Source organism: Porphyromonas gulae DSM 15663, from assembly GCF_000378065.1.
Lineage (GTDB): Bacteria > Bacteroidota > Bacteroidia > Bacteroidales > Porphyromonadaceae > Porphyromonas > Porphyromonas gulae.
This window is the reverse complement of the sequence record NZ_KB899150.1, coordinates 32,887-52,579: the sequence shown is the minus strand read 5'-3', so window position 1 is coordinate 52,579 and position 19,693 is coordinate 32,887. Positions and strand designations below refer to the sequence as shown.

Sequence of the window (19,693 nt, the reverse complement as noted above, 5' to 3'; positions counted from 1 at the left end):
ACCACTTACATAATTGCAATGATAATATGGTAGTCTCGGTGTTAGAAAAACTGTATGTCGCGTTTGACCTGTTTTAGACGTTTTTTCGAAAGGGCTGAAATTTGATTCAACAGCTACGGTGTTCGGCAGCAATCGGATATGGTAGTGCGGGCGCAACCGTATAGCAGCGTGCGATCGATCAGCCTGTCGTGACCTTGGCAATACGTCCCAAAAATTCTGTGATTGCGGTCTGAGTTTCCTGAAAGAAGTGGAGCCGGAATTTTTTCGTTGCGGCGCGTAATTTTTTTGCTTCTCGCGCCACAATCAAAAAGTTTTCGCGCCACGTTTTTGGGAGTACCAAACAGGAAAATTCCGGTGCGCAAACGGATCGGTCATCAGGAATGCAAAAGGGGTATGACAAGATCTGTCCGGCAGCCGAAAGAGCCGGATGGAAATCAAATAATAAGAATGCAGGAGTTCCCTAACGTAGCACGCCCGTCTTTGGCCGGAAGCGGTGGCGAACAGCCTGATAGCAACGGAGCAGAGGTTGCTTCGATCGGAACAGGGAGAAAGGAGCACAAGGCTGAAATAGAATATGTGGCCACGAATACCGGTGGGAGACTATGCCGCACAGCCGGTGTGTATCGGTCTAAACAGTGGTGGACGATCGTGGGAGTGCAGCCGCCCTCGGACTCGGACTTATCAGCATGGGAATCGCAGCATTCACATGCCGTCCGGCAGCAATCCGATGCGGATTCGGACTCCGTATGCTCCATGCATCCCTGATCGGACAAATATATGGTCGGCACTTGACAAAAAGACCTGCAGCAGGCTTCTATCGTTTCGAAGCCCGCCCCGAAAAGAACTATAAGCATGGATAAGAAAGATGCTACAATTCTTCGGCCTGATCTCATGTGCAGCATACGCATAACTGCCGGAAAATCATTTAATCCCTACAAATATATAAAACTAATGTGCAATACGTCTGTTACTGTTTTCCGGATTCGTATCGGTAGGATATTGGCAAAAGGAAAAAGGTCTTAATCCCCGACCGCAGGATCAATGGAAGATGAAATGGAGTAGCTCCCGAAGCAAATCGCCGCTACCGGCAAACGTGGCGGTCGTATCCACCCCCTTGCTGCGAGCATCTGTCATCCGAATCTCGTGTATAATGTCGAAAACCTTCCTCGTCGAATACATCTTCAGCCCTGTCATATAGTCGCGCACTTGGAAATTGCGTATCGACAATGCTTTCATGACGGCATCGGGATTTTTCTGTGGCAGGTAGCAAGCGATCATCAGGTTGCTGAAATAGTTGAAGAGTACGGGCAGAGTGGCCTGTATGGGGTGTTCCTTTTCATTCCGGGCAAAGTAGTGGGCGATACGAAAGGCTTTGCCCGTTTCGCGATTGACTATGGCACGAAGCAGTTCGAAGTTGTTGAAGGATTTGCTCACTCCGATATGCTGCTCCACGATCTCGGGCGTGACCACTCCCCTACTGTCTTGTGTTATGAGAACGAGCTTGTCCAACTCATTCATCAGCTTCTCCAGATCATTGCCGAGGTAATCGGCCAGCATATGTGCCACTTCGGGCGATACGGTCAGCTTCTTGCCGGCAGCAGCCGACAGGATGAAGTCCGGCATCTTATAGTCCGGTATGGTCTCGGAGACGAATACTTGGCCCACCTTTTCAGCCTTGGAGTAGAAAGCCTTTCGCTTATCCGGTTTCTTCTTATAGGCGATGACCAGAACCGTAGTATCGGGGAAGGTGCCATAATGCGCTTCGAGGGAGTCGATATTGTCCACTAACTGCGCCTCCCGGACGACGATCAACTGCCTCTGTCCCATCATCGGGAAACGGCGCGCTTCGTTCGCTATATCGGCTACGGAAGTTTTGTCGCCATAGAGGATAACCCTGTTGAAGTCCCACTCATCAGCCGGCACCACGTGTGTCTCCAGCAGAGTGGTCAGCTCGTCTATATAGAAGGGTTCTTCGCCGGCCAGCAGATAGAGGGGCGAGAAGTGACGCTTGCGTACGGAATCGACAATATCGGAATAGGAGGCCATGGAGAGGAAGGGGGAAGTGTTACCAGTTGAAGCGAATATGCTTGATGGAAGATTTGTTCTCCCGAATGATTTCGAGAGCATCGATACCGAGCATCAGATGCTCTTCGGCGAAGTTGTCCGTCACGAGCCGATCGCTCTCTTCCGTCTTGACACCTTCGGGAAACATAGGTCTGTCGGAAATCAGAAGCAAGGCTCCCATCGGAATCTTGTTGGCAAATCCTACGGTCATGAGCGTAGCCGTCTCCATATCCACGCCGCTTGCATGCGTACTGCGCAGATAGTCCTTGAACTTCTCATCGTGCTCCCACACCCGCCGGTTCGTGGTATAGACCGTACCTGTCCAGTAGTCCTTGCCTTTGTTCTGAATGGCTGACGAAATGGCTCGCAGTACGGAAAAGGATGGCAGAGAGGGCACCTCCTCGGGCAAATAGTCGTTGGACGTACCCTCGCCGCGTATGGCGGCTATGGGCAGGAGGTAATCGCCCAAAGCATTTTCCAGTTTCAGGCCTCCGCATTTGCCGAGAAAAATCACAGCCTTGGGGTGTATAGCCCAGAGCAAGTCCATGATGGTAGCCGCATTGGCACTGCCCATGCCGAAGTTGATGAGGGTGACACCTTCGGCCGAAGCATTCGGCATGGAGGTATGTTCTCCGACGATAGGTACCCCGTAGTGCTCGGCGAAGACATGCAGATAGTGCGAAAAGTTCGTCAGCAGGATGTACGGTTCGAAATCGGCGAGCTGCCTCTGCGTATATCGCGGCAACCAGTTCTCAACTATCTCTTGCTTCGTTTTCATAAAAACAGACCTATATTTGTAACGCTCGTTCCGAAAATTCTAAGATTCCCGAGCGAAACAAAGATAGGATGATTCAGCTAAACCTCCCCCCTTACGAACATCGTATTCGCCAAGAAGATGAGTCCATGCTCATTTTCGACAGTATTCGGCGTCGCTATGTGGCTCTGACGCCGGAGGAGTGGGTGCGCCAGCACTTCGTCCACTATCTGACCGATGTGCTGGGATACCCGGCCGATCTGATCCGCAACGAAGCACAGCTACGAATAGACCGGCGGAGGAAACGCTGCGATACGGTCATCTACGATACGAATCTGCGGCCGATCGTTCTCTGCGAATACAAGGCTCCGATGGTGTCGCTGACTCAGAAGACGATGGATCAAATCCTCTGTTACAACTTCATCTTCCGCGTACCGCTCTTGCTGCTGAGCAACGGATTGCAGCATGCAGCCTGTCTGGTGGATTACGAACAGAGCGGCTACGTATTCCTGCCCGAAATTCCTTCTTACGAAGAACTGACAACTATCATTCAATCAAACCAATAATTATGCCATTTTTAGAAGCCAATCATATTCGCAAGCGGTATGCAGCCCATACTGCGCTGGACGATGTGAGCATAAGCGTCCGGAAGGGGCGCGTATTCGGTCTGCTCGGTCCTAACGGTGCCGGCAAGACCAGTCTGATACGTATCATCAACCGCATCACCGCTCCCGACGAGGGCGAAGTGATCTTCGACGGCCGTCCCATGCAGGCGGAGGACGTTCGCCGCATCGGCTATCTGCCCGAAGAGCGAGGGCTGTACCCCAAGATGAAAGTGGGCGAGCAGGCCATCTATCTGGCGCAACTCAAAGGAGTGAACAAGCACGAAGCGCGCAAGCGACTCACCGACTGGTTCGAGAAGTTCGACATCATGCCCTGGTGGAACAAAAAAGTGGAAGAGCTGTCCAAGGGGATGCAGCAGAAAGTGCAGTTCGTGTGCACCGTCATTCACGAACCGGAACTACTCATATTCGACGAACCGTTCAGCGGATTCGACCCCGTCAATGCCGACCTGCTGAAGCGTGAGATACTGGAGCTGGCCGGCAAGGAGCGTACGGTCATCTTCTCGACGCACAATATGCAGTCGGTGGAAGAAGTATGCGACGACTTCGCGCTGATCAACAAATCGCGCGTAGTGCTCCACGGAGCCGTGCGCGAGGTGCGCAGGGAGAACAGCCTCGGCATCATCCGCATGGTAGTCGAAGGTGAGCTGCCGGCAGACTACCTCGGCCGAATCCAGATACTGGAGAAGACGGAGCTGCCGGGTTCCATGACGGAGCTGAGAGTGCGCAAGGAAACCTCGGCGCACAACCGCGATCTCGTGCGCGACCTGCCCGAGTCGGTACGGCTCGTGTCCTTCTACGAAGAGATCCCGAGCATGCACGACATATTCATTAAGACCGTAGGCCACGGCATAGAGGAAGAGAATCCGATCCAAGCACAACAAGAAACCGATACACACTGACATTATGAACAACATTAGCACTATCATACAACGCGAATACATGATTCGCGTCCGGAAGAAATCCTTCCTCGTGATGACGATCCTGATGCCCATCCTGTTCGTGGGGATGGTGTCTTTGCCGATCGTATTGGCACAGCTCGGAGGCGACATGAAGACCATCGCCATTGCCGACCGCACGGGTGAATACGAGCAGCTATTCAAGGACAACGACGAATTCCGATTCATCCATGCCGAGAAGACTGCCGAGGAATACAGGAAAATGGGAGCCGACGAATCGGGCATCGACGCCGTCCTCGAAATCCGTCAGGATTTGCTCGAGGATCCCAACGCCGTGGCCATATACGGCTACAAGCAACTGCCGGCATCCGTAAGCAATCATATCTCAGGGATCCTGTCCGACTATCTCTCCGACAAAAAGATAGCATCCTACAACATCCCCAACATCAAACAGATCCTCGCCGACAGCAAGATAGAGCTATCGGTGCACACCTATAAATGGGGCGAAGACGGCACCAACGAACGCACATCGGGCGAATTGGCTTCGGGCATCAGCATGATGATGATGTTCGTCATCTTCTTCCTGATCATGACTTTGGCGGCTATGGTGCAGGCCGGCGTGCTGGAAGAGAAGAAGAACCGGATCATGGAAGTGATGGTGTCCTCTACTCGGCCGTTCGACCTGATGATGGGCAAAATCATCGGCATAGGCCTCGTAGGCCTCACGCAGCTCATCTGCTGGGGAGTGCTCACGGCACTGCTGCTGACGGTAGCACAATTCGCCTTCCTCGGCAATCTGTACAGCCCTGAGGCATTGAGTCAGATGCAGGCTTCCGACATAACGGGTATGGCTTCATCCATGAACGCAGAGGACTTTGCCGAGATGAAGGAAGTGATGAACATCATCGGCGGCATCAACTTCGGAGAGCTGTTCGTCATGTTCCTCATCTTCTTCATTGGTGGCTACCTGCTCTACTCCTCCATCTTCGCCGTCATCGGCTCGATGGTATCGAACGACGAAGACACCAGCCAGTTCATGATGCCCGTGATGATCCTCCTGATGTTCGGTTTCTATGCCGCCTACGGCAGTATGAACAATCCCGAAGGATCGCTCGCATTCTGGTGTTCGCTGATCCCCTTCACCTCCCCCCTTGTGATGATGGTGCGGTTGCCCTATGACGTTCCGCTGTGGCAGGAGTTGCTAAGCATCGGCCTGCTGTACGGATGCTTCGTATTGATGACGTGGATCGGAGCAAAGATCTACCGCGTGGGCGTGCTCATGTACGGCAAGAAGCCATCGATCAAAGAGATCATCCGCTGGATAAACTACAAATAAGGCTCTGCCGACAGGAAGGGGGAAAGGGATTCCTCCTGTAACAGAGAACCGAGTATAAACATCGAACCCCAAACGGCCGCCCGAAAGGTCGTTTGGGGTTTGTTCTTGTATAAATCCGGCCAAAGGCGCAAAAAGGAGAGATACGAACGATGGTTTCGGCCGCGGAAATGCCATTGTTCGGTGGGGAATCTGCATCTTGGGGCGAAAATGTAGAATTCCCGCCGGACAATCTGCATTTCGGACACGAAATTCGCCCCCGCAAGTTGCGGGATGACAAATTCGCACCGAAATAGCTTGCCGCAACTTGCGGGGCGACATCGTTGCACCAAAAAAGCTTGCCGCAACTTGCGGGACGACATTGTCGTGCCAAAAAGGCTTCCCGCAAGTTGCGGCGGGGTTTTCCGGTGACGAGATGCAGATTTCCCGCCGAACAGCCCTTTCCCCACTCGACAAACAACCATTTTCATTTGCGATCGGGAGTGAAAATCCGAATGAAAGCTCCCGGAGGTCGGTTCCTGATCCTACGGTTCCGCTCGGCCATCGTCCGCAAACGCAAGCAATCGTGCTAAAGAAAAAGTACATTTGTCTCCGATTATCGCACTCTGCGTTTCGCGTCATACGAGTCAAGAAAAACTTTTTACACAACACCTATGAATATGCCCACCGAGGAAACCCACAAGGCCACCCTCTCTTCCTCCTCGCATCAGGGACTGTCCGATGCCGAAGTCTTACACAGCCGAGCCACCCACGGCACGAACGAACTGACTCCCCCCGAGCGCGAATCGCTCTGGAGCAAGTTTTTCGAGAAGTTCAAAGATCCCATCATCATCATCCTGCTCGTGGCCATGGTGCTTTCGTTTGCCGTGGCTTGTTACCACTACTTCACGGGCGGAGAGGGCGTCTCCGTCTTTTTGGAGCCGGCAGGGGTGTTGCTCGCCGTCGTATTGGCCACGGGAGTTGCCTTTTTCTTCGAGATGAAATCCGAAAAAGAGTTCGAGATCCTGAATCAGGTCAATGAAGACATATTATATAAGGTATATCGCAACGGCATGATCTGTCAGGTGCTCAAAAAAGAAATCGTCGTAGGCGATCTGGTCGTTCTGGAAACGGGAGAGCAAATCCCGGCCGATGGGCAACTCATCGAAGCCATCTCCCTACAGATCGACGAATCCAGCCTGACGGGCGAACCCGTCGTAAACAAAACCACCGACCGGCAGGACTTCGACACGGAAGCCACCTACCCCTCCGATTACATCTGCCGAGGCACGACCATTCTGGACGGCCACTGCACTTTCAGGGTGGAAAAGGTGGGCGACTCCACAGAATACGGACGGGTGTTCGAGGGTGCCCAACTGGACGACAGCGTACAGACGCCTCTGAACAGACAGCTCGACCATTTGGCCGGCCTGATCACGAAGGTCAGCTACAGCATAGCAGCCTTGGTGCTCATCGGCAGCATCGTCATGTACGCTGCCAACGGCGGATTCAGCCCCTTCGACTGGGCGCATGCCCTCTCCTTCTTCCTCAATAAGATCATGATAGCCGTCACGGTCATCGTCGTAGCCGTTCCCGAAGGATTGCCCATGAGCGTGACGCTGAGTCTGGCCTACAGCATGCGCAGTATGATGAAGACCAACAATCTGGTACGAAAGATGCATGCCTGCGAGACCATGGGGGCTGCTACCGTCATCTGCACGGACAAGACGGGAACCCTGACGCAGAACCGCATGACCGTGGCAGACACATACTTCGATCCGGAGCATGAGGCCGACTCTTCGCTCTTGGCCGAAGCCATGGCCGCCAACTCCACAGCCTATCTGGACTGCTCGGACGAAAAGGCGATACGTCCCCTCGGCAACCCCACCGAAGGAGCCTTGCTACTATGGCTCCGAGAGAAGGGAATAAACTATCTGACCGTTCGCGAGGCCTGCCCCGTGCTCCTGCAACTGACCTTCTCTACCGAACGCAAATACATGGCCACGGTAGTCCGATCGGCTTCCCTCGGCAAGCCCGTGCTCTGGGTCAAAGGCGCACCGGAGATCGTGCTCGGCTTCTGCTCCTTGCCCGATGGAGAAAAAGCCGACTCCTATGCCCGAAAACTCGCCGAATATCAGAGCAAGGCGATGCGTACGATCGGATTTGCATACAAGGAGCTGTCCTCCGACGAGGAGCAGGTATTTGCCAATGGGCGTCTCCACGTGCATGACCTCTGCTTCATGGGTATAGTCGGCATAGCCGATCCCATTCGCTCCGACGTTCCCGAAGCGATCAGCGACTGTATGAAGGCCGGCATTCAGGTGAAAATAGTAACGGGCGACACACCGGGTACCGCCCGGGAGATCGGTCGCCAAATAGGACTGTGGGACGAAAGCTGTACGGAGCGGAATATGATCACCGGTTCGGATTTCGCAGCCCTCACCGACGAGGAACTACGCCCCCGGATAGGCGAACTGCGCGTCATGTCCCGCGCCCGTCCGATGGATAAGGAGAGGCTCGTACGCCTGCTACAGGAAGCCGGCGAAGTGGTGGCCGTGACGGGCGACGGTACGAACGATGCTCCTGCACTCAACCGCGCACAGGTGGGTCTCTCGATGGGCGATGGCACTGCCGTAGCCAAAGAGGCAAGCGACATTACCATTCTGGACAATTCCTTCAGCAGCATCGCCAAGGCCGTTATGTGGGGACGATCGCTCTACCGGAATATCCGCCGTTTCATCCTCTTTCAGATGACCATCAACGTAGTGGCCTGTATCATCGTTCTGATCGGTGCATTTCTGGGCACGGAGTCGCCCCTTACCGTGACGCAAATGCTGTGGGTCAATCTCATCATGGATACTTTCGCCGCCTTGGCCTTGGCTTCGCTCCCTCCCGACAAGGGGGTGATGAAGGAGCAACCCCGCCGGCAGGATGATGCCATTATCAACCCGCCAATGGCTCGACGAATATTCGGACTTGGCGGAGGATTCGTCCTGCTGCTATTCAGCCTGATCCAATACTTCAAACATGCCGAACTCAATAGCATGCCGGACTTCCATCTCGGTGCGTGGGCTGCTGCCCTCTTCGACTTCCGGTCTGTGGAGAATGCCCTTTCCGACTTCGAGCTGAGTGCATTCTTCTCCATATTCGTTTTCCTCCAGTTCTGGAATATGTTCAACGCCAAAGCATTTATGACAGGACGGAGTGCCCTGCACCGACTGTGGAAATGTCGCAACTTCGTTCTCATCGCCCTGCTGATTCTTATAGGACAAATCATCATCACGACTTTTGGCGGAGGCATGTTCCGCGTAGTGCCCCTTGCTCCGATGGACTGGATTCTCATCATCCTCGCGACGAGTCTGATCCTCTGGTTTCGCGAATTGGACCAATTCTTATTCCGCCGATGATCCGACACCATCTTCTTCTCTCCGGGAAGTCTTTTCCCGGAGTGGCTCAACCCGTCTTTTCGTTTGGGCATATTGCCTACTTTTGCAAATCATCTCATTCATAATCCACTAATAATGAAAAAAGCTATTCTTTCCGGAGCTGCCTTGCTCCTCGGCCTGTGTGCCAACGCGCAAAACGTACAGTTGCACTACGATTTCGGTCATTCCATCTACGACGAACTGGATGGACGTCCTAAACTGACTACCACAGTGGAAAACTTCACACCCGACAAATGGGGAAGCACCTTCTTCTTCATCGACATGGATTACACGGGCAAGGGTATCCAGTCGGCCTATTGGGAGATTTCGCGCGAACTGAAGTTTTGGCAAGCTCCCGTCTCCATTCATTTGGAGTATAACGGAGGCCTCTCCTCAAGCTTTACTTTCGGACACGATGCACTGATCGGTGCCACCTACACTTACAACAATCCCTCCTTTACACGTGGATTTACGATCACACCCATGTACAAGCATCTGGGTGCGCACGACTTCCATACCTATCAGATCACCGGCACTTGGTATATGCACTTTCTGGATGGTCTGCTTACCTTCAACGGCTTCCTCGATCTCTGGGGCTTCCCCCAAAGGGAACTGATCGGAGGCCCTGTCCTCAAAGAAGGAGATAAGTTCGTATTCCTGTCCGAACCGCAGTTCTGGCTCAACCTCAATCGCATCAAAGGCATCGACAAGGATTTCAACCTCAGCATAGGAACAGAGATGGAAATCAGCAGGAATTTCGCTCGCATGGACAAATTCACCTGCATCCCTACCCTTGCCGTGAAATGGACTTTCAACTGAACGGAACACTTCAGTAAAAGATGAAAACATGGCAATCCATTCTCGGGTTCAATCCCGAGAAACACTCCGTCCGAACGGAGTTTATTGCAGGGGTGACCACTTTCCTGACCATGAGCTACATCTTGGCAGTGAACCCCGATATTCTTGCCGCAGCCGGGATGGACAAAGGTGCCGTATTCACAGCCACGGCACTTTCTTCGGCTGTGGCTACGCTGCTGATTGCGTTCTTGGCCAAGCTGCCCTTCGCTCAAGCTCCGAGCATGGGGATCAACGCGTTCTTCGCTTTCACTTTGGTTCAAGGCATGGGCTATTCTTGGCAGACTGCACTGGCCGCCGTCTTTGTGGAGGGGATCGTCTTCATCCTGCTGACGGCATTCAATATACGCGAGAAGATCGTCAATTGTATTCCCTATAATCTGCGCTATGCCATCTCCGCCGGTATTGGCATGTTTATCGCTTTCATCGGACTGAAGAACGCTGGCATTATCGTAGCCCACCCGGCTACACTGGTCGCTCTCGGAGCTTTCACTCCGATATTCCTGCTGGCCATCCTCGGTATCATCCTCAGCGCAGCTCTGGTCGTTCGTAAGGTGCGAGGAGCTTTGTTCTACAGTATCGCCATTTGTACGATCGTCGGTATTCCGTTGGGAGTGACGGCCATTCCCGAAGGATTTGCCCCTATCTCCTCTCCGCAGAGCCTGAGCCCCACTTTCCTGCAAATGGATTTCGCCCCTCTCCTTTCGTTCGATATGGCTATGACGATATTCGCTCTCGTATTCATGGATATTTTCAATACGATTGGCACACTGATCGGAGCAGCTGCCAAGACCGAAATGATGGACGAAAAAGGCAATGTCAAGAATATCAAGCAGGCCATGATGGCCGATGCCATCGGTACAAGCCTCGGTGCCATATTAGGCACCTCCACGGTAACTACCTATGTGGAGAGCGGATCGGGCATTGCCGAAGGAGGGCGGACGGGTTTGACGGCATTAGTTACGGGTAGCCTTTTCCTGTTGGCACTTTTTCTGTCGCCCCTGTTTCTCCTTGTCCCGGGTGCAGCGACGACCGGTGCTCTTGTGATGGTAGGAGTATTTATGCTCGGATCCATTTCGATGATCGACTTGTCCGACCTGTCCGAGACTTTCCCTGTCTTCATCACGCTGCTGACAATGGTACTCACCTACTCTATCGCTGAAGGAATGGCCTTGGGAATGCTGGCATTCGTCTTTGTCAAACTCTTGTCCGGACAATACCGTAGCATATCCCTCCCACTTTACATCCTGACTGTTCTTTTCATCCTGCGCTATGCCTTTGCATGACGAATAATCGATTTCAAATAGTCGAGCCATGATCGTTTTTCCCAATGCCAAAATCAACCTCGGCTTGCAGGTTGTAGCCAAGCGAGCGGACGGGTACCACAATATCGAGACAGTCTTCTATCCGATCCCGCTGATCGATGCCTTAGAGATCGAAGCGCGAGAGGATACTTGCGACTGTCTTTCCGTCCATGGCGTTCCTATCGACGCCGTAGCGGAGGACAATTTGGTCATGAAAGCGGTCATGGCTCTTCGCCAAAAATTCGATTTTCCCCCACTGACTATCGAGCTTATCAAGCACATTCCATCAGGAGCGGGCTTGGGAGGAGGCTCTTCGGATGCGTCTTTCATGCTCAAGCTCGTGAGGGACTATTTCTCTCTGCCGATCGATGACGAAGAATTGGCGGCAATAGCACTGACGATCGGTGCCGATTGTCCTTTTTTCATAGGAAATCGACCGGTATTGGCCACTGACCTCGGCCAAGTCTTTACGCCACTGCCCGGTTTCTCTCTGTCCGGTCTCCATATCGCTATAGTAAAACCACCCATCCATATCAGCACAGCAGCTGCATACAAAGGGCTCAAGCATGTAGGTAAACGAGAGACAATGCCGGATGAGATTGTTCACATGCCCGTAGAGGAATGGAGAGGAAAATTGGTGAATGATTTCGAAGAAAGCCTTTTCCCTGCACATCCTCGACTTGCCGAACTAAAAGAAATGCTCTATCGATCGGGGGCTTTGTATGCTGCTATGTCCGGTTCCGGATCAGCACTGTTCGGTCTTTTCCGGGAAAAGCCTCAGCTCGATAAGGCTGCTATCACCGACTGCTTCCAATGGCAAAGCATCATACCCTGACAGATTGGTTGCCCACCTCCAAAAAAGAAATGGAGGCCAGAGGATGGGATGAAGCAGATGTCATTCTCTTTAGCGGAGATGCCTATGTGGATCACCCGTCCTTCGGTGCTGCCGTAGTCGGAAGGATTTTAGAAGCCGAAGGCCTTCGTGTGGCTATCGTTCCCCAACCGAACTGGCGCGACGATCTCCGGGACTTCCGCAAACTGGGGCGTCCTCGCTTGTTTTTCGGAGTTTCGGCCGGAGCGATGGATTCGATGGTGAATAAATACACAGCCAATCGCCGTCTCCGCAGCGAAGACGCTTACACACCGGACAGACGTTCGGATATGCGCCCCGACTACCCGACCATCGTTTACACTCGCATCCTGAAAGAGCTATTTCCGGATGTACCGGTCATTGTCGGAGGGATCGAGGCTTCCCTCCGCCGGCTGACGCATTACGACTATTGGCAGGACAAATTGCTCCCCGGTATACTCTACCAATCAGGAGCCGACCTCCTGATCTACGGCATGGGAGAACTTCCTTTGCACGAGATAGCACAGCGATTGATAGCCGGCGAACCGTTCGATAGTTTGAAGAACATTCGGCAGATAGCCTATCTTGTCCCGAAAGGAAAGACACCTGCGCCCTGCGAAAACGATCGGCACCTCTTCTCCCATGAAGAATGTTTGTCGGACAAACGCAAGCAGGCACAAAACTTCCGGGAGATAGAGATACAGAGCAATCGCTACGAAGCAGACCGCATACTTCAGGCCGTCGGAGGTTCTACCATCGTGGTCAATCCCCCTTTCCCTCCCATGAGTACGGCACAAATAGATCAGTCATTCGACCTACCCTACACGCGCCTGCCTCATCCCCGTTATAAGGGGAAGATTATTTCGGCCTATGAGATGATCAAGCACTCGGTCAATGTTCATCGTGGCTGTTTCGGTGGTTGTGCTTTCTGTACCATTTCGGCCCATCAAGGAAAATTTATAGCCTCGCGCAGCGAAGCATCCGTACTCCGCGAAGTGAAAGAGATCACTGAAATGGAGGATTTCAAGGGGTATCTGAGCGATGTCGGAGGCCCTTCGGCCAATATGTACAAGATGCAGGGCTATGACCTCTCGATCTGCAAACGCTGCAAAAAGCCGAGCTGCATTCATCCGGATGTATGCCCCAATCTGAATGCCGATCACCGTCCTCTACTGGATTTATTGAGAAGGATCGATAAGAATCCCAAGATCAAGAAGAGCTTTATCGGCAGTGGTGTAAGAATGGATCTCCTCCTTCATGATTATAAAGACAAGGCTCTGAAGAAAGCTGCGGACGAATATACGGAAGACCTCATCGTAAAGCATGTATCGGGACGCCTGAAAGTAGCTCCCGAACACAGCTCGGATCGCGTCCTCAACCTGATGCGCAAGCCCCCTTTCCGGCAGTTTGCCGAATTCACCAAACGTTTCCAACATATCAACGAAGCGCACGGGCTGCGTCAGCAACTCATCCCCTATTTTATATCCAGCCACCCGGGTTGCACCGAAGAGGATATGGCCGAACTGGCGATACTGACAAAAAAGCTCGACTTCAAGCTGGAGCAGATACAGGACTTCACTCCTACACCTATGACCTTAGCGACGGAAATGTACTACACCGGCTACCATCCCTATACGCTCCAGCCCGTATATACAGCCATCAAGAAAGAAGAAAAGATGCGCCAGCACATGTTTTTCTTTTGGTACAAACGGGAAGAAGCCGACAAGATCCGTCGCGAGCTACACCGAATCGGACGACCGGATCTCATTGCCAAGCTATTCGACCGCCCTACTCCCTCTCGCAACGATCGCCATACATCTCCATCCGCGCAGTCTCGCAAAGGCAAAAGCAAAAAACGCCATTCTTAACGAAAAAGATTGCTCCTAAAGCCGGAAAATCTTGACGAAAGGCGAAGAGCTTTTGAGTGGTAAAAGGCAGAGACGAAACGAAAGCAATCCTCAAATATCCAGTCGGAGAAAAACTGCATGAGAAAGAGGCTGTGCCAATGGTCGGCGCAGCCTCTTTGATTTAGTTGGTAATAGATCGAAGTGCAGAGACTATGCTTCGTCCTTGGTCTGCTCTTCGTATTCTTTCAGCAGACGCTCCTGTACATCGGCAGGAACCAATTCATAGGAGGCAAACTTCATCGTGAAGGATGCACGTCCGCCGGTGATGGAGCTGAGCGAAGTGGAATAGTTGGAAAGCTCTTTCAGAGGCACTTTCGCCAAAAGCTGCTCATACCCCTTGCGGCTGTTCATACCCATGATGATGGCACGACGTCCCTGCATATCGCTCATGACATCACCCAGATAATCGGCAGGAACCGATACTTCTACATCATAGACAGGCTCCAGAATCTTCGGGCCGGCTTCTTTGAAAGCCGTGCTGAAAGCATTCCGACCGGCCAGCATAAACGATACTTCGTTGCTGTCCACCGGGTGCATCTTACCATCGTAGACCACTACGCGAACGTCGCGGGCATACGAACCGGTCAGCGGGCCCTGCTCCATGCGCGACATGATACCTTTCAGGATGGCAGGCATGAAGCGTGTATCGATGGCACCACCCACTACGCTATTGACGAAGACAAGCTTACCGCCCCATTCCAATTCCACTACCTGCGTGTCGCGCGGAGTGATGCGGAATTCCTGTCCGCCGAATTTGAACGATTCAGGCAGCGGTTTGTCGTCGCTGTACGGCTCCACGATCAGGTGTACCTCGCCGAACTGGCCGGCACCGCCCGACTGCTTTTTGTGACGATAGTCCGCACGAGCAGCCTTCGTAATGGTCTCGCGATAGGGGATACGAGGCTCTATATATTCTATCTCGATCTTTTCGTTGTGTTCCAATCTCCATTTGAGCGTACGCAGGTGGAATTCCCCCTGTCCGCTGACGATGGTCTGACGCAGCTCTTTGCTCTGCTCCACGATCCATGTCGGATCCTCTTCGCGCATCTCATTCAGAGCTGCATTCATCTTTTCCGTATCGGATTCGTTGGCAGCCTTGATGGCACGACGGTACTTGGGTTCGGGGAATTTGACCAGATCGAAACGATGCTCCACGCCCTTTTCGTTTAGCGTATTGCCACGGCGTACCTCTTTGAGCTTCACGGTAGCTCCTATATCGCCGGCACACATCTGATCCACCTTGATGCGTTGCTGTCCGGCCGGCACGAATATCTGACTGATGCGCTCCTTGGAGCCTCGGTCAGCATTGAGCAGGTCTACTCCCTCGGTGAGGGTACCGCTCATTACTTTGAAATATGATACTTCACCAATATGCGGTTCTATCGTTGTCTTGAAGAAATGGACGCAAAGGGGAGCCGAAGCATCGGGCTTCACTTCCTCTCCGCTCACTGCCACAGGAGCCGGCAGCTTGTTTACACCGGGAACCACGTTGCCGAGGAACTCCAGCGTACGGCGCACGCACATATCCTTCTCCGCACTGACGCAGAACACAGGGTACATACCCTGCAAGATCAGACCGGCACGGATACCATCGCGCATCTCCTCTTCAGAGAGACTTCCCTGATCGAAGAATTTTTCCATCAGGCTTTCATCGTTTTCGGCCGCAGCCTCTACCAGAGCCTGGTGCATTTCTTTCGCTTTGTCTTGCTCCTCGGCCGGAATCTCCAGCACCTCGGGCACACCTCCTTCAGGTTTCCAGCGATACATTTTCATCTTCAGCACATCGACCACGGCATTGAACCCTGCTCCCGCATTTACGGGATACTGTACGGGCACGATTTTGGAGCCATATCGCTCCCGAAGCTGTGATACAGCAGAGTCGAAGTCGGCCTTGTCCTGATCCAACTGGTTGATGATGAAGATGGCGGGCTTGTGCAACTGCTCCACATAACGGAATTGATTGATAAGCCCTACTTCCACGCCATACTGCGCATTCACGACTACGAGGGCACAGTCCGTGACGTTCAGAGCCGAGACGGTACCGCCGATAAAGTCGTCCGCTCCCGGGCAGTCGATGAAATTCAGCTTTTTATCCTGCCACTCTACAGAGAAAACCGTAGAGAATACAGAATATCCATACTCCTTCTCTACGGGAAAATAGTCGCAGACCGTATTGCCTGCATCTATGCTTCCTCTACGTTTTATCACTCCACCCTCGAAGAGCATCGCTTCTGCAAGGGTGGTTTTTCCGGCGCCGGAGCTACCCAAAATGGAGATGTTTTTCACCTCATTTGTCTTGTACACTTTCATGGTGAAGTCGTTGTTATTAGTGTTTTTAACAATCCGGATTAGAATCGCCGCTTCGAGAGGCTGTACAGACCTCAGGAAGCGGTGCCAATCATCTTTGCCCGCAATGTAGAAATAATATCCGAAAAAAGCAATAAGAGCCTCGAGCGGATGTGAAAAAGCGACAAAAATACACTGAAAAGGAGATACGATCAGGGCGTACCCCATCTGTGCACAAGCCGTAGGATGAAGGGAAGGCAGGGTTGCTTATTTGAGGCCTTTGGCACGAAGGGCAGGAGTGAGAGCGGCTGTAAGGCGGAGGAAGAGATCGAAAAAAATCATCCGACCGCTTCCGTTCTGACGAATATGGCGGATAGCCAGTTCCACCTCCTCCATCACCGGTCGGATATTCTGTCCCGTAATGCCTCCGCTGAGCATATTGGCGAAGGACTCCTCCTCGGGAGAGAGATAGTTCAGCTTTGCAACGCCTACTCTGCTTATATACAGCTCACGAAAGAGTCGCAAACAATAAGTAAGGAATCCGATTTGGCTGACGCGTCCGAGAGCGGCTAACTCATCTGCCACGGGACGCATCTTGGAGGGATCTCCCTTGATGATACTGCCCATCATTCGCCCCATAAGCACAAAGTTGTCGCGATCCGCCCATTCGCCCCGATAGAGATTCATGGCTCGCCGATAGTTGCCCTCTGCCAAATGTGCTATGCGGATGATGTCGGCCGTATTTCCCTTATTGTTACGAGACAGGGCCTCCACTATTTCGATTTCGTGCAGCAGGCGCACATTGATCAGCTGCGTACGGCTCCTGATCGTACCCAACACCTTGTCCGCCTCGCTGCTGATCATAAAGAAAAGCGTATGCTCGGGTGGCTCCTCTATCAGCTTCAGCAGTTTGTTTGCCATGGCTTCGTTCATCCGCTCCGGTTGCCAAATCATCACTACACGATACGCAGCTTCATAGATGCGGAAGCTGAGTTTCTGCTCCACGGCTTCGGCTTCCTTGCTGTAGATGATAGGTTGGCTGTTGCCGGCCTTGATGTATTCGAGCCAGTCGGCAGGGGTAAAATACGTTTCCGATCCGAGCATCTCGCGCCACTGACGGATGTAGTCATCGCTCGGTGTAGGCGAAGAGGAGGCATTTACGACAGGATAGACAAAAAACAGGTCGGGGTGTGCCAGTGCATCGTATTTCAGACACGATGGGCAATGGCCACAAGCATCCGTATCGGTCGGCGTCTGACAGTTGAGATAGCGTGCGTAGGCCAGAGCCAGAGGGAAAGCCCCTCCGCCCTCTTCTCCGGCGAAGAGCTGGGCATGGGCTATCTGCCCCGTCTGAGCCGTTCGCCTCAGATAGGTTTTCAGGTCTTCAAGTCCGGCAACGTCGCGAAAATACATGGGGCGATGACTGTGTGCTGATTGCCCTGCAAATATACGCAGAAGGGGAGACAAGGGAGTTTCCCTACGCAGTTTTTTCGATCCATAAAGGCTGACTCGGTGCGCAGTCCGTCCGTTCTCGCCGAATACTTGTGGCTATCCGGGCTGTCGCCAAGCAAAAAAGCAGTTCGAATCAATCTTTTCTTCACGAAGCAATATGGTATTACCTGCCTGCTTTTTGTCGGAATAACAAAAGAGAGTTACAAGAAACACATTTGTGATTCTACAAAACTTCCCGTGAGATTCTAAAGAATTGCCATATAGATTCCGGCAATAAGTATTATCTTTGTATCTTGATCAATAGGACTCAAAGCTCTGTTTTTCTTATGTTTCACTCTTAGGTCAGTGCAAAATAGGCACTGCTCCGGTGAGCTGAGGACAGACAGATGCTGACAAGTCTGTATCGAAAACGGAACAACCCTACCCTATCTCGCTTATGTCGATCCTGTATAATTTCCGCAAGATGCCACGACGTCCCGACCAAAATGAATCCGAAGAGGCGGATGAACGGCTTTTTGCCCAAGCTATCATCCGACAGCAGTGCACCACCGAGGACCTTTGTCGGGACATCTCGGATAGGTCGTCCTTCAGCACCGGTGACATCATGGGGCTGATGACAGCCATGGAGGAGTTGATATTCGAATATTTGGCTTCGGGTTATAGCTTCCGGCTGGGCAATATCGGCACGTTCTCGGCCAAAGTAAAGTCCCGCGGTGTAAGTGACAAAAAGGAAATCCGATCCGGTTCCGTCCAAGCCGTGGACATCAATTTCCGCTCCACACCGCAAGCCAAACGACGAATGCGCAGCATGAGTGTGAAGCGCGGTCCGAGCTTCGGCCAATCCCGCCCCAAAGCGGAGGAGGAAGAACGCTATCGCTTGGCGGCAGGGCACATCCGCCACAGAGGATACATTCGGATAGCCGAGTACAGCACACTATCCGGCCTGCTCAAACACAGTGCTACAAGGGAACTGAACCGCTGGGTACAAGAAGGTAAATTGGCGACACGCGGACTCTGCTCGCACAAGGTATACGTCCTGCCTGAACCCACATCGCAAAACAATGAATCGATAGATTAGGCAAACAATGAACCGGCGAAAGCAGCAAGGGCGGAGGCAGCCACCGGGAGAAAGGAGACCGAGTCGCAAGCGAATGGTCTGGGGAGCAATCGTCGTCCTCCTCAACTGCGTCCTCCTCTTTCGCTTGTGCAGTGCCGACAAAGAACCGGACAGCGGAGCGAAAGCGGCGAAAGAGCAGTATTGGCTCAACTACGATCCCGATCGCCCTGTAACGGACATACTGAATTACGACTACGACAATCGCATGATCATCTATCGCGACACAGGCCGACTCTCCGACACCCCCTCTCCCACACCGGATGAAGGCGAGAAAAAAGCGGATCAAGACGATGAGCGCGAACCCCTCAATGACTACGAAGACTACTACGAAGAGCTGTACGACTACTTTCACGATTAGAGAATGTACAACTCTAAAAGAATTATTAGCAAACTAAAAATTAAAGAGTATCTAAAAAATGAGACCCCAGAACAGCAACAAAGGCGCAAAAAACGATGAAGAAAAAGTAGTATCGATTGACAGCGTAGATACTATCTACAACAAATGTATTTTGAACTTGAAAGGCAAAACACTAACAAATACGCAAGGAACAAATAAAATAATTGAGGTCAATCAAGATGAAGTAAAAAGAATTACCATAAATAATAAAGTAAACCGGATTAAATCCCAAACGATCAAAGAAGCTTTAAGAATAGTAATAGAAAAGAAATCTGTGACACGAAAAGAAATATATGACACATTTCTTCGAAGAAACTCTTCAGGAATAGTACTAATCCTTGCAGAAATCCCCTTTATAAGAAAAATCGACCAACCTAATATCACTCTTGAACTTATTGAAGAGGAATACGAAAAGTTTATTTCTAACTTCAAGCAACATTAAACCTGC

General features: G+C 52.1%; 18 protein-coding genes. 13 read left to right on the top strand and 5 right to left on the bottom strand.

The annotated features are described in order from the left end of the window. Positions 1 to 178 precede the first annotated feature (178 nt). Positions 179 to 301: a DUF1661 domain-containing protein gene (locus tag F452_RS12570; RefSeq protein WP_235317484.1), complete on the bottom strand. Its 123-nt coding sequence runs from the start codon at positions 299 to 301 to the stop codon at positions 179 to 181. Position 302: 1 nt separating this feature from the next. Here F452_RS12570 and F452_RS12565 point away from each other — a divergent pair, with 1 nt between their 5' ends. Both F452_RS12565 and F452_RS11850 read left to right on the top strand, forming a co-directional pair. Further along, positions 303 to 464 carry a hypothetical protein gene (locus tag F452_RS12565; protein WP_235317486.1) on the top strand — a complete coding sequence of 54 codons (162 nt, stop codon included), beginning with the start codon at positions 303 to 305 and terminating at the stop codon, positions 462 to 464. After that, positions 394 to 765: a hypothetical protein gene (locus tag F452_RS11850; RefSeq protein WP_039428502.1), complete on the top strand. Its 372-nt coding sequence runs from the start codon at positions 394 to 396 to the stop codon at positions 763 to 765. The genes F452_RS12565 and F452_RS11850 overlap by 71 nt, the downstream gene beginning before the upstream one ends. Positions 766 to 1,038: 273 nt before the next feature. On the opposite strand, the gene holA is transcribed toward F452_RS11850, so the two are convergent. Together holA and F452_RS0102050 are read right to left on the bottom strand one after the other, a co-directional pair. Next, entirely contained in the window at positions 1,039 to 2,046 is a 1,008-nt protein-coding gene (gene holA, locus F452_RS0102055; protein WP_018964602.1) for a DNA polymerase III subunit delta, read from the bottom strand. Positions 2,047 to 2,065: 19 nt separating this feature from the next. Next, positions 2,066 to 2,842: an AMP nucleosidase gene (locus tag F452_RS0102050; RefSeq protein WP_018964601.1), complete on the bottom strand. Its 777-nt coding sequence runs from the start codon at positions 2,840 to 2,842 to the stop codon at positions 2,066 to 2,068. Positions 2,843 to 2,910: 68 nt separating this feature from the next. On the opposite strand from F452_RS0102050, the gene F452_RS0102045 reads away from it, so the two are divergent. The 8 genes from F452_RS0102045 to F452_RS0102005 all read left to right on the top strand — a co-directional run bounded on the left by F452_RS0102045 (position 2,911) and on the right by F452_RS0102005 (position 13,954). Beyond that, entirely contained in the window at positions 2,911 to 3,384 is a 474-nt protein-coding gene (locus tag F452_RS0102045) for a type I restriction enzyme HsdR N-terminal domain-containing protein (protein WP_018964600.1), read from the top strand. Positions 3,385 to 3,386: 2 nt separating this feature from the next. Beyond that, a complete protein-coding gene (locus F452_RS0102040; protein ID WP_018964599.1) occupies positions 3,387 to 4,343 on the top strand; it encodes an ABC transporter ATP-binding protein in 957 nt (318 codons plus the stop codon). Between the two features lie 4 nt (positions 4,344 to 4,347). After that, the gene (locus F452_RS0102035) at positions 4,348 to 5,676 is read left to right on the top strand and encodes an ABC transporter permease (RefSeq protein ID WP_026292112.1); all 1,329 of its coding nucleotides are present in this window, start codon (positions 4,348 to 4,350) and stop codon (positions 5,674 to 5,676) included. A 650-nt stretch (positions 5,677 to 6,326) separates the two neighbouring features. Then, entirely contained in the window at positions 6,327 to 9,059 is a 2,733-nt protein-coding gene (locus F452_RS0102025; RefSeq protein WP_018964596.1) for a calcium-translocating P-type ATPase, PMCA-type, read from the top strand. Positions 9,060 to 9,173: 114 nt separating this feature from the next. Then, positions 9,174 to 9,896, top strand: a complete 723-nt coding sequence (locus F452_RS0102020; protein ID WP_018964595.1) for a nucleoside-specific channel-forming Tsx family protein — start codon at positions 9,174 to 9,176, stop codon at positions 9,894 to 9,896. Positions 9,897 to 9,916: 20 nt separating this feature from the next. Then, complete coding sequence (locus F452_RS0102015; protein WP_018964594.1) at positions 9,917 to 11,218, top strand: NCS2 family permease; 1,302 nt, start codon at positions 9,917 to 9,919, stop codon at positions 11,216 to 11,218. A gap of 28 nt (positions 11,219 to 11,246) precedes the next feature. Continuing rightward, complete coding sequence (gene ispE, locus F452_RS0102010) at positions 11,247 to 12,071, top strand: 4-(cytidine 5'-diphospho)-2-C-methyl-D-erythritol kinase (RefSeq protein ID WP_018964593.1); 825 nt, start codon at positions 11,247 to 11,249, stop codon at positions 12,069 to 12,071. Beyond that, positions 12,050 to 13,954: a YgiQ family radical SAM protein gene (locus tag F452_RS0102005; RefSeq protein WP_018964592.1), complete on the top strand. Its 1,905-nt coding sequence runs from the start codon at positions 12,050 to 12,052 to the stop codon at positions 13,952 to 13,954. Before ispE ends, F452_RS0102005 begins: the two co-directional genes overlap by 22 nt. Before the next feature lie 189 nt (positions 13,955 to 14,143). On the opposite strand, the gene F452_RS0102000 is transcribed toward F452_RS0102005, so the two are convergent. Continuing rightward, a complete protein-coding gene (locus tag F452_RS0102000; RefSeq protein ID WP_026292111.1) occupies positions 14,144 to 16,303 on the bottom strand; it encodes an elongation factor G in 2,160 nt (719 codons plus the stop codon). Between the two features lie 243 nt (positions 16,304 to 16,546). Continuing rightward, positions 16,547 to 17,692 carry a DNA polymerase III subunit delta' gene (gene holB / locus F452_RS0101995; RefSeq protein WP_018964590.1) on the bottom strand — a complete coding sequence of 382 codons (1,146 nt, stop codon included), beginning with the start codon at positions 17,690 to 17,692 and terminating at the stop codon, positions 16,547 to 16,549. 475 nt (positions 17,693 to 18,167) lie between these two features. On the opposite strand from holB, the gene F452_RS0101990 reads away from it, so the two are divergent. The 3 genes from F452_RS0101990 to F452_RS0101980 are packed head-to-tail and all read left to right on the top strand — an operon-like array spanning position 18,168 to position 19,687. Next, a complete protein-coding gene (locus F452_RS0101990; RefSeq protein WP_018964589.1) occupies positions 18,168 to 18,809 on the top strand; it encodes an HU family DNA-binding protein in 642 nt (213 codons plus the stop codon). 7 nt (positions 18,810 to 18,816) lie between these two features. Next, a complete protein-coding gene (locus F452_RS0101985) occupies positions 18,817 to 19,206 on the top strand; it encodes a hypothetical protein (RefSeq protein WP_026292110.1) in 390 nt (129 codons plus the stop codon). Positions 19,207 to 19,264: 58 nt separating this feature from the next. Continuing rightward, positions 19,265 to 19,687, top strand: coding sequence for a hypothetical protein (locus F452_RS0101980; RefSeq protein ID WP_018964587.1), 423 nt, complete (start codon positions 19,265 to 19,267; stop codon positions 19,685 to 19,687). The last annotated feature ends 6 nt before the right edge of the window (positions 19,688 to 19,693 follow it).

Bases quoted from the DNA above. Each gene is read 5' to 3' on its own strand.
- F452_RS0102015 (WP_018964594.1), top strand. From the start codon at position 9,917: ATGAAAACATGGCAATCCATTCTCGGGTTCAATCCCGAGAAACACTCC.
- F452_RS0102040 (WP_018964599.1), top strand. From the start codon at position 3,387: ATGCCATTTTTAGAAGCCAATCATATTCGCAAGCGGTATGCAGCCCAT.
- F452_RS0101985 (WP_026292110.1), top strand. From the start codon at position 18,817: ATGAACCGGCGAAAGCAGCAAGGGCGGAGGCAGCCACCGGGAGAAAGG.
- F452_RS0101980 (WP_018964587.1), top strand. From the start codon at position 19,265: ATGAGACCCCAGAACAGCAACAAAGGCGCAAAAAACGATGAAGAAAAA.
- F452_RS0102045 (WP_018964600.1), top strand. From the start codon at position 2,911: ATGATTCAGCTAAACCTCCCCCCTTACGAACATCGTATTCGCCAAGAA.
- F452_RS0102035 (WP_026292112.1), top strand. From the start codon at position 4,348: ATGAACAACATTAGCACTATCATACAACGCGAATACATGATTCGCGTC.
- F452_RS11850 (WP_039428502.1), top strand. From the start codon at position 394: ATGACAAGATCTGTCCGGCAGCCGAAAGAGCCGGATGGAAATCAAATA.
- F452_RS0102050 (WP_018964601.1), bottom strand. From the start codon at position 2,842: ATGAAAACGAAGCAAGAGATAGTTGAGAACTGGTTGCCGCGATATACG.
- holA (WP_018964602.1), bottom strand. From the start codon at position 2,046: ATGGCCTCCTATTCCGATATTGTCGATTCCGTACGCAAGCGTCACTTC.
- F452_RS0102020 (WP_018964595.1), top strand. From the start codon at position 9,174: ATGAAAAAAGCTATTCTTTCCGGAGCTGCCTTGCTCCTCGGCCTGTGT.
- F452_RS0102025 (WP_018964596.1), top strand. From the start codon at position 6,327: ATGAATATGCCCACCGAGGAAACCCACAAGGCCACCCTCTCTTCCTCC.
- F452_RS0101990 (WP_018964589.1), top strand. From the start codon at position 18,168: ATGTCGATCCTGTATAATTTCCGCAAGATGCCACGACGTCCCGACCAA.
- F452_RS0102000 (WP_026292111.1), bottom strand. From the start codon at position 16,303: ATGAAAGTGTACAAGACAAATGAGGTGAAAAACATCTCCATTTTGGGT.
- holB (WP_018964590.1), bottom strand. From the start codon at position 17,692: ATGTATTTTCGCGACGTTGCCGGACTTGAAGACCTGAAAACCTATCTG.
- F452_RS0102005 (WP_018964592.1), top strand. From the start codon at position 12,050: ATGGCAAAGCATCATACCCTGACAGATTGGTTGCCCACCTCCAAAAAA.
- ispE (WP_018964593.1), top strand. From the start codon at position 11,247: ATGATCGTTTTTCCCAATGCCAAAATCAACCTCGGCTTGCAGGTTGTA.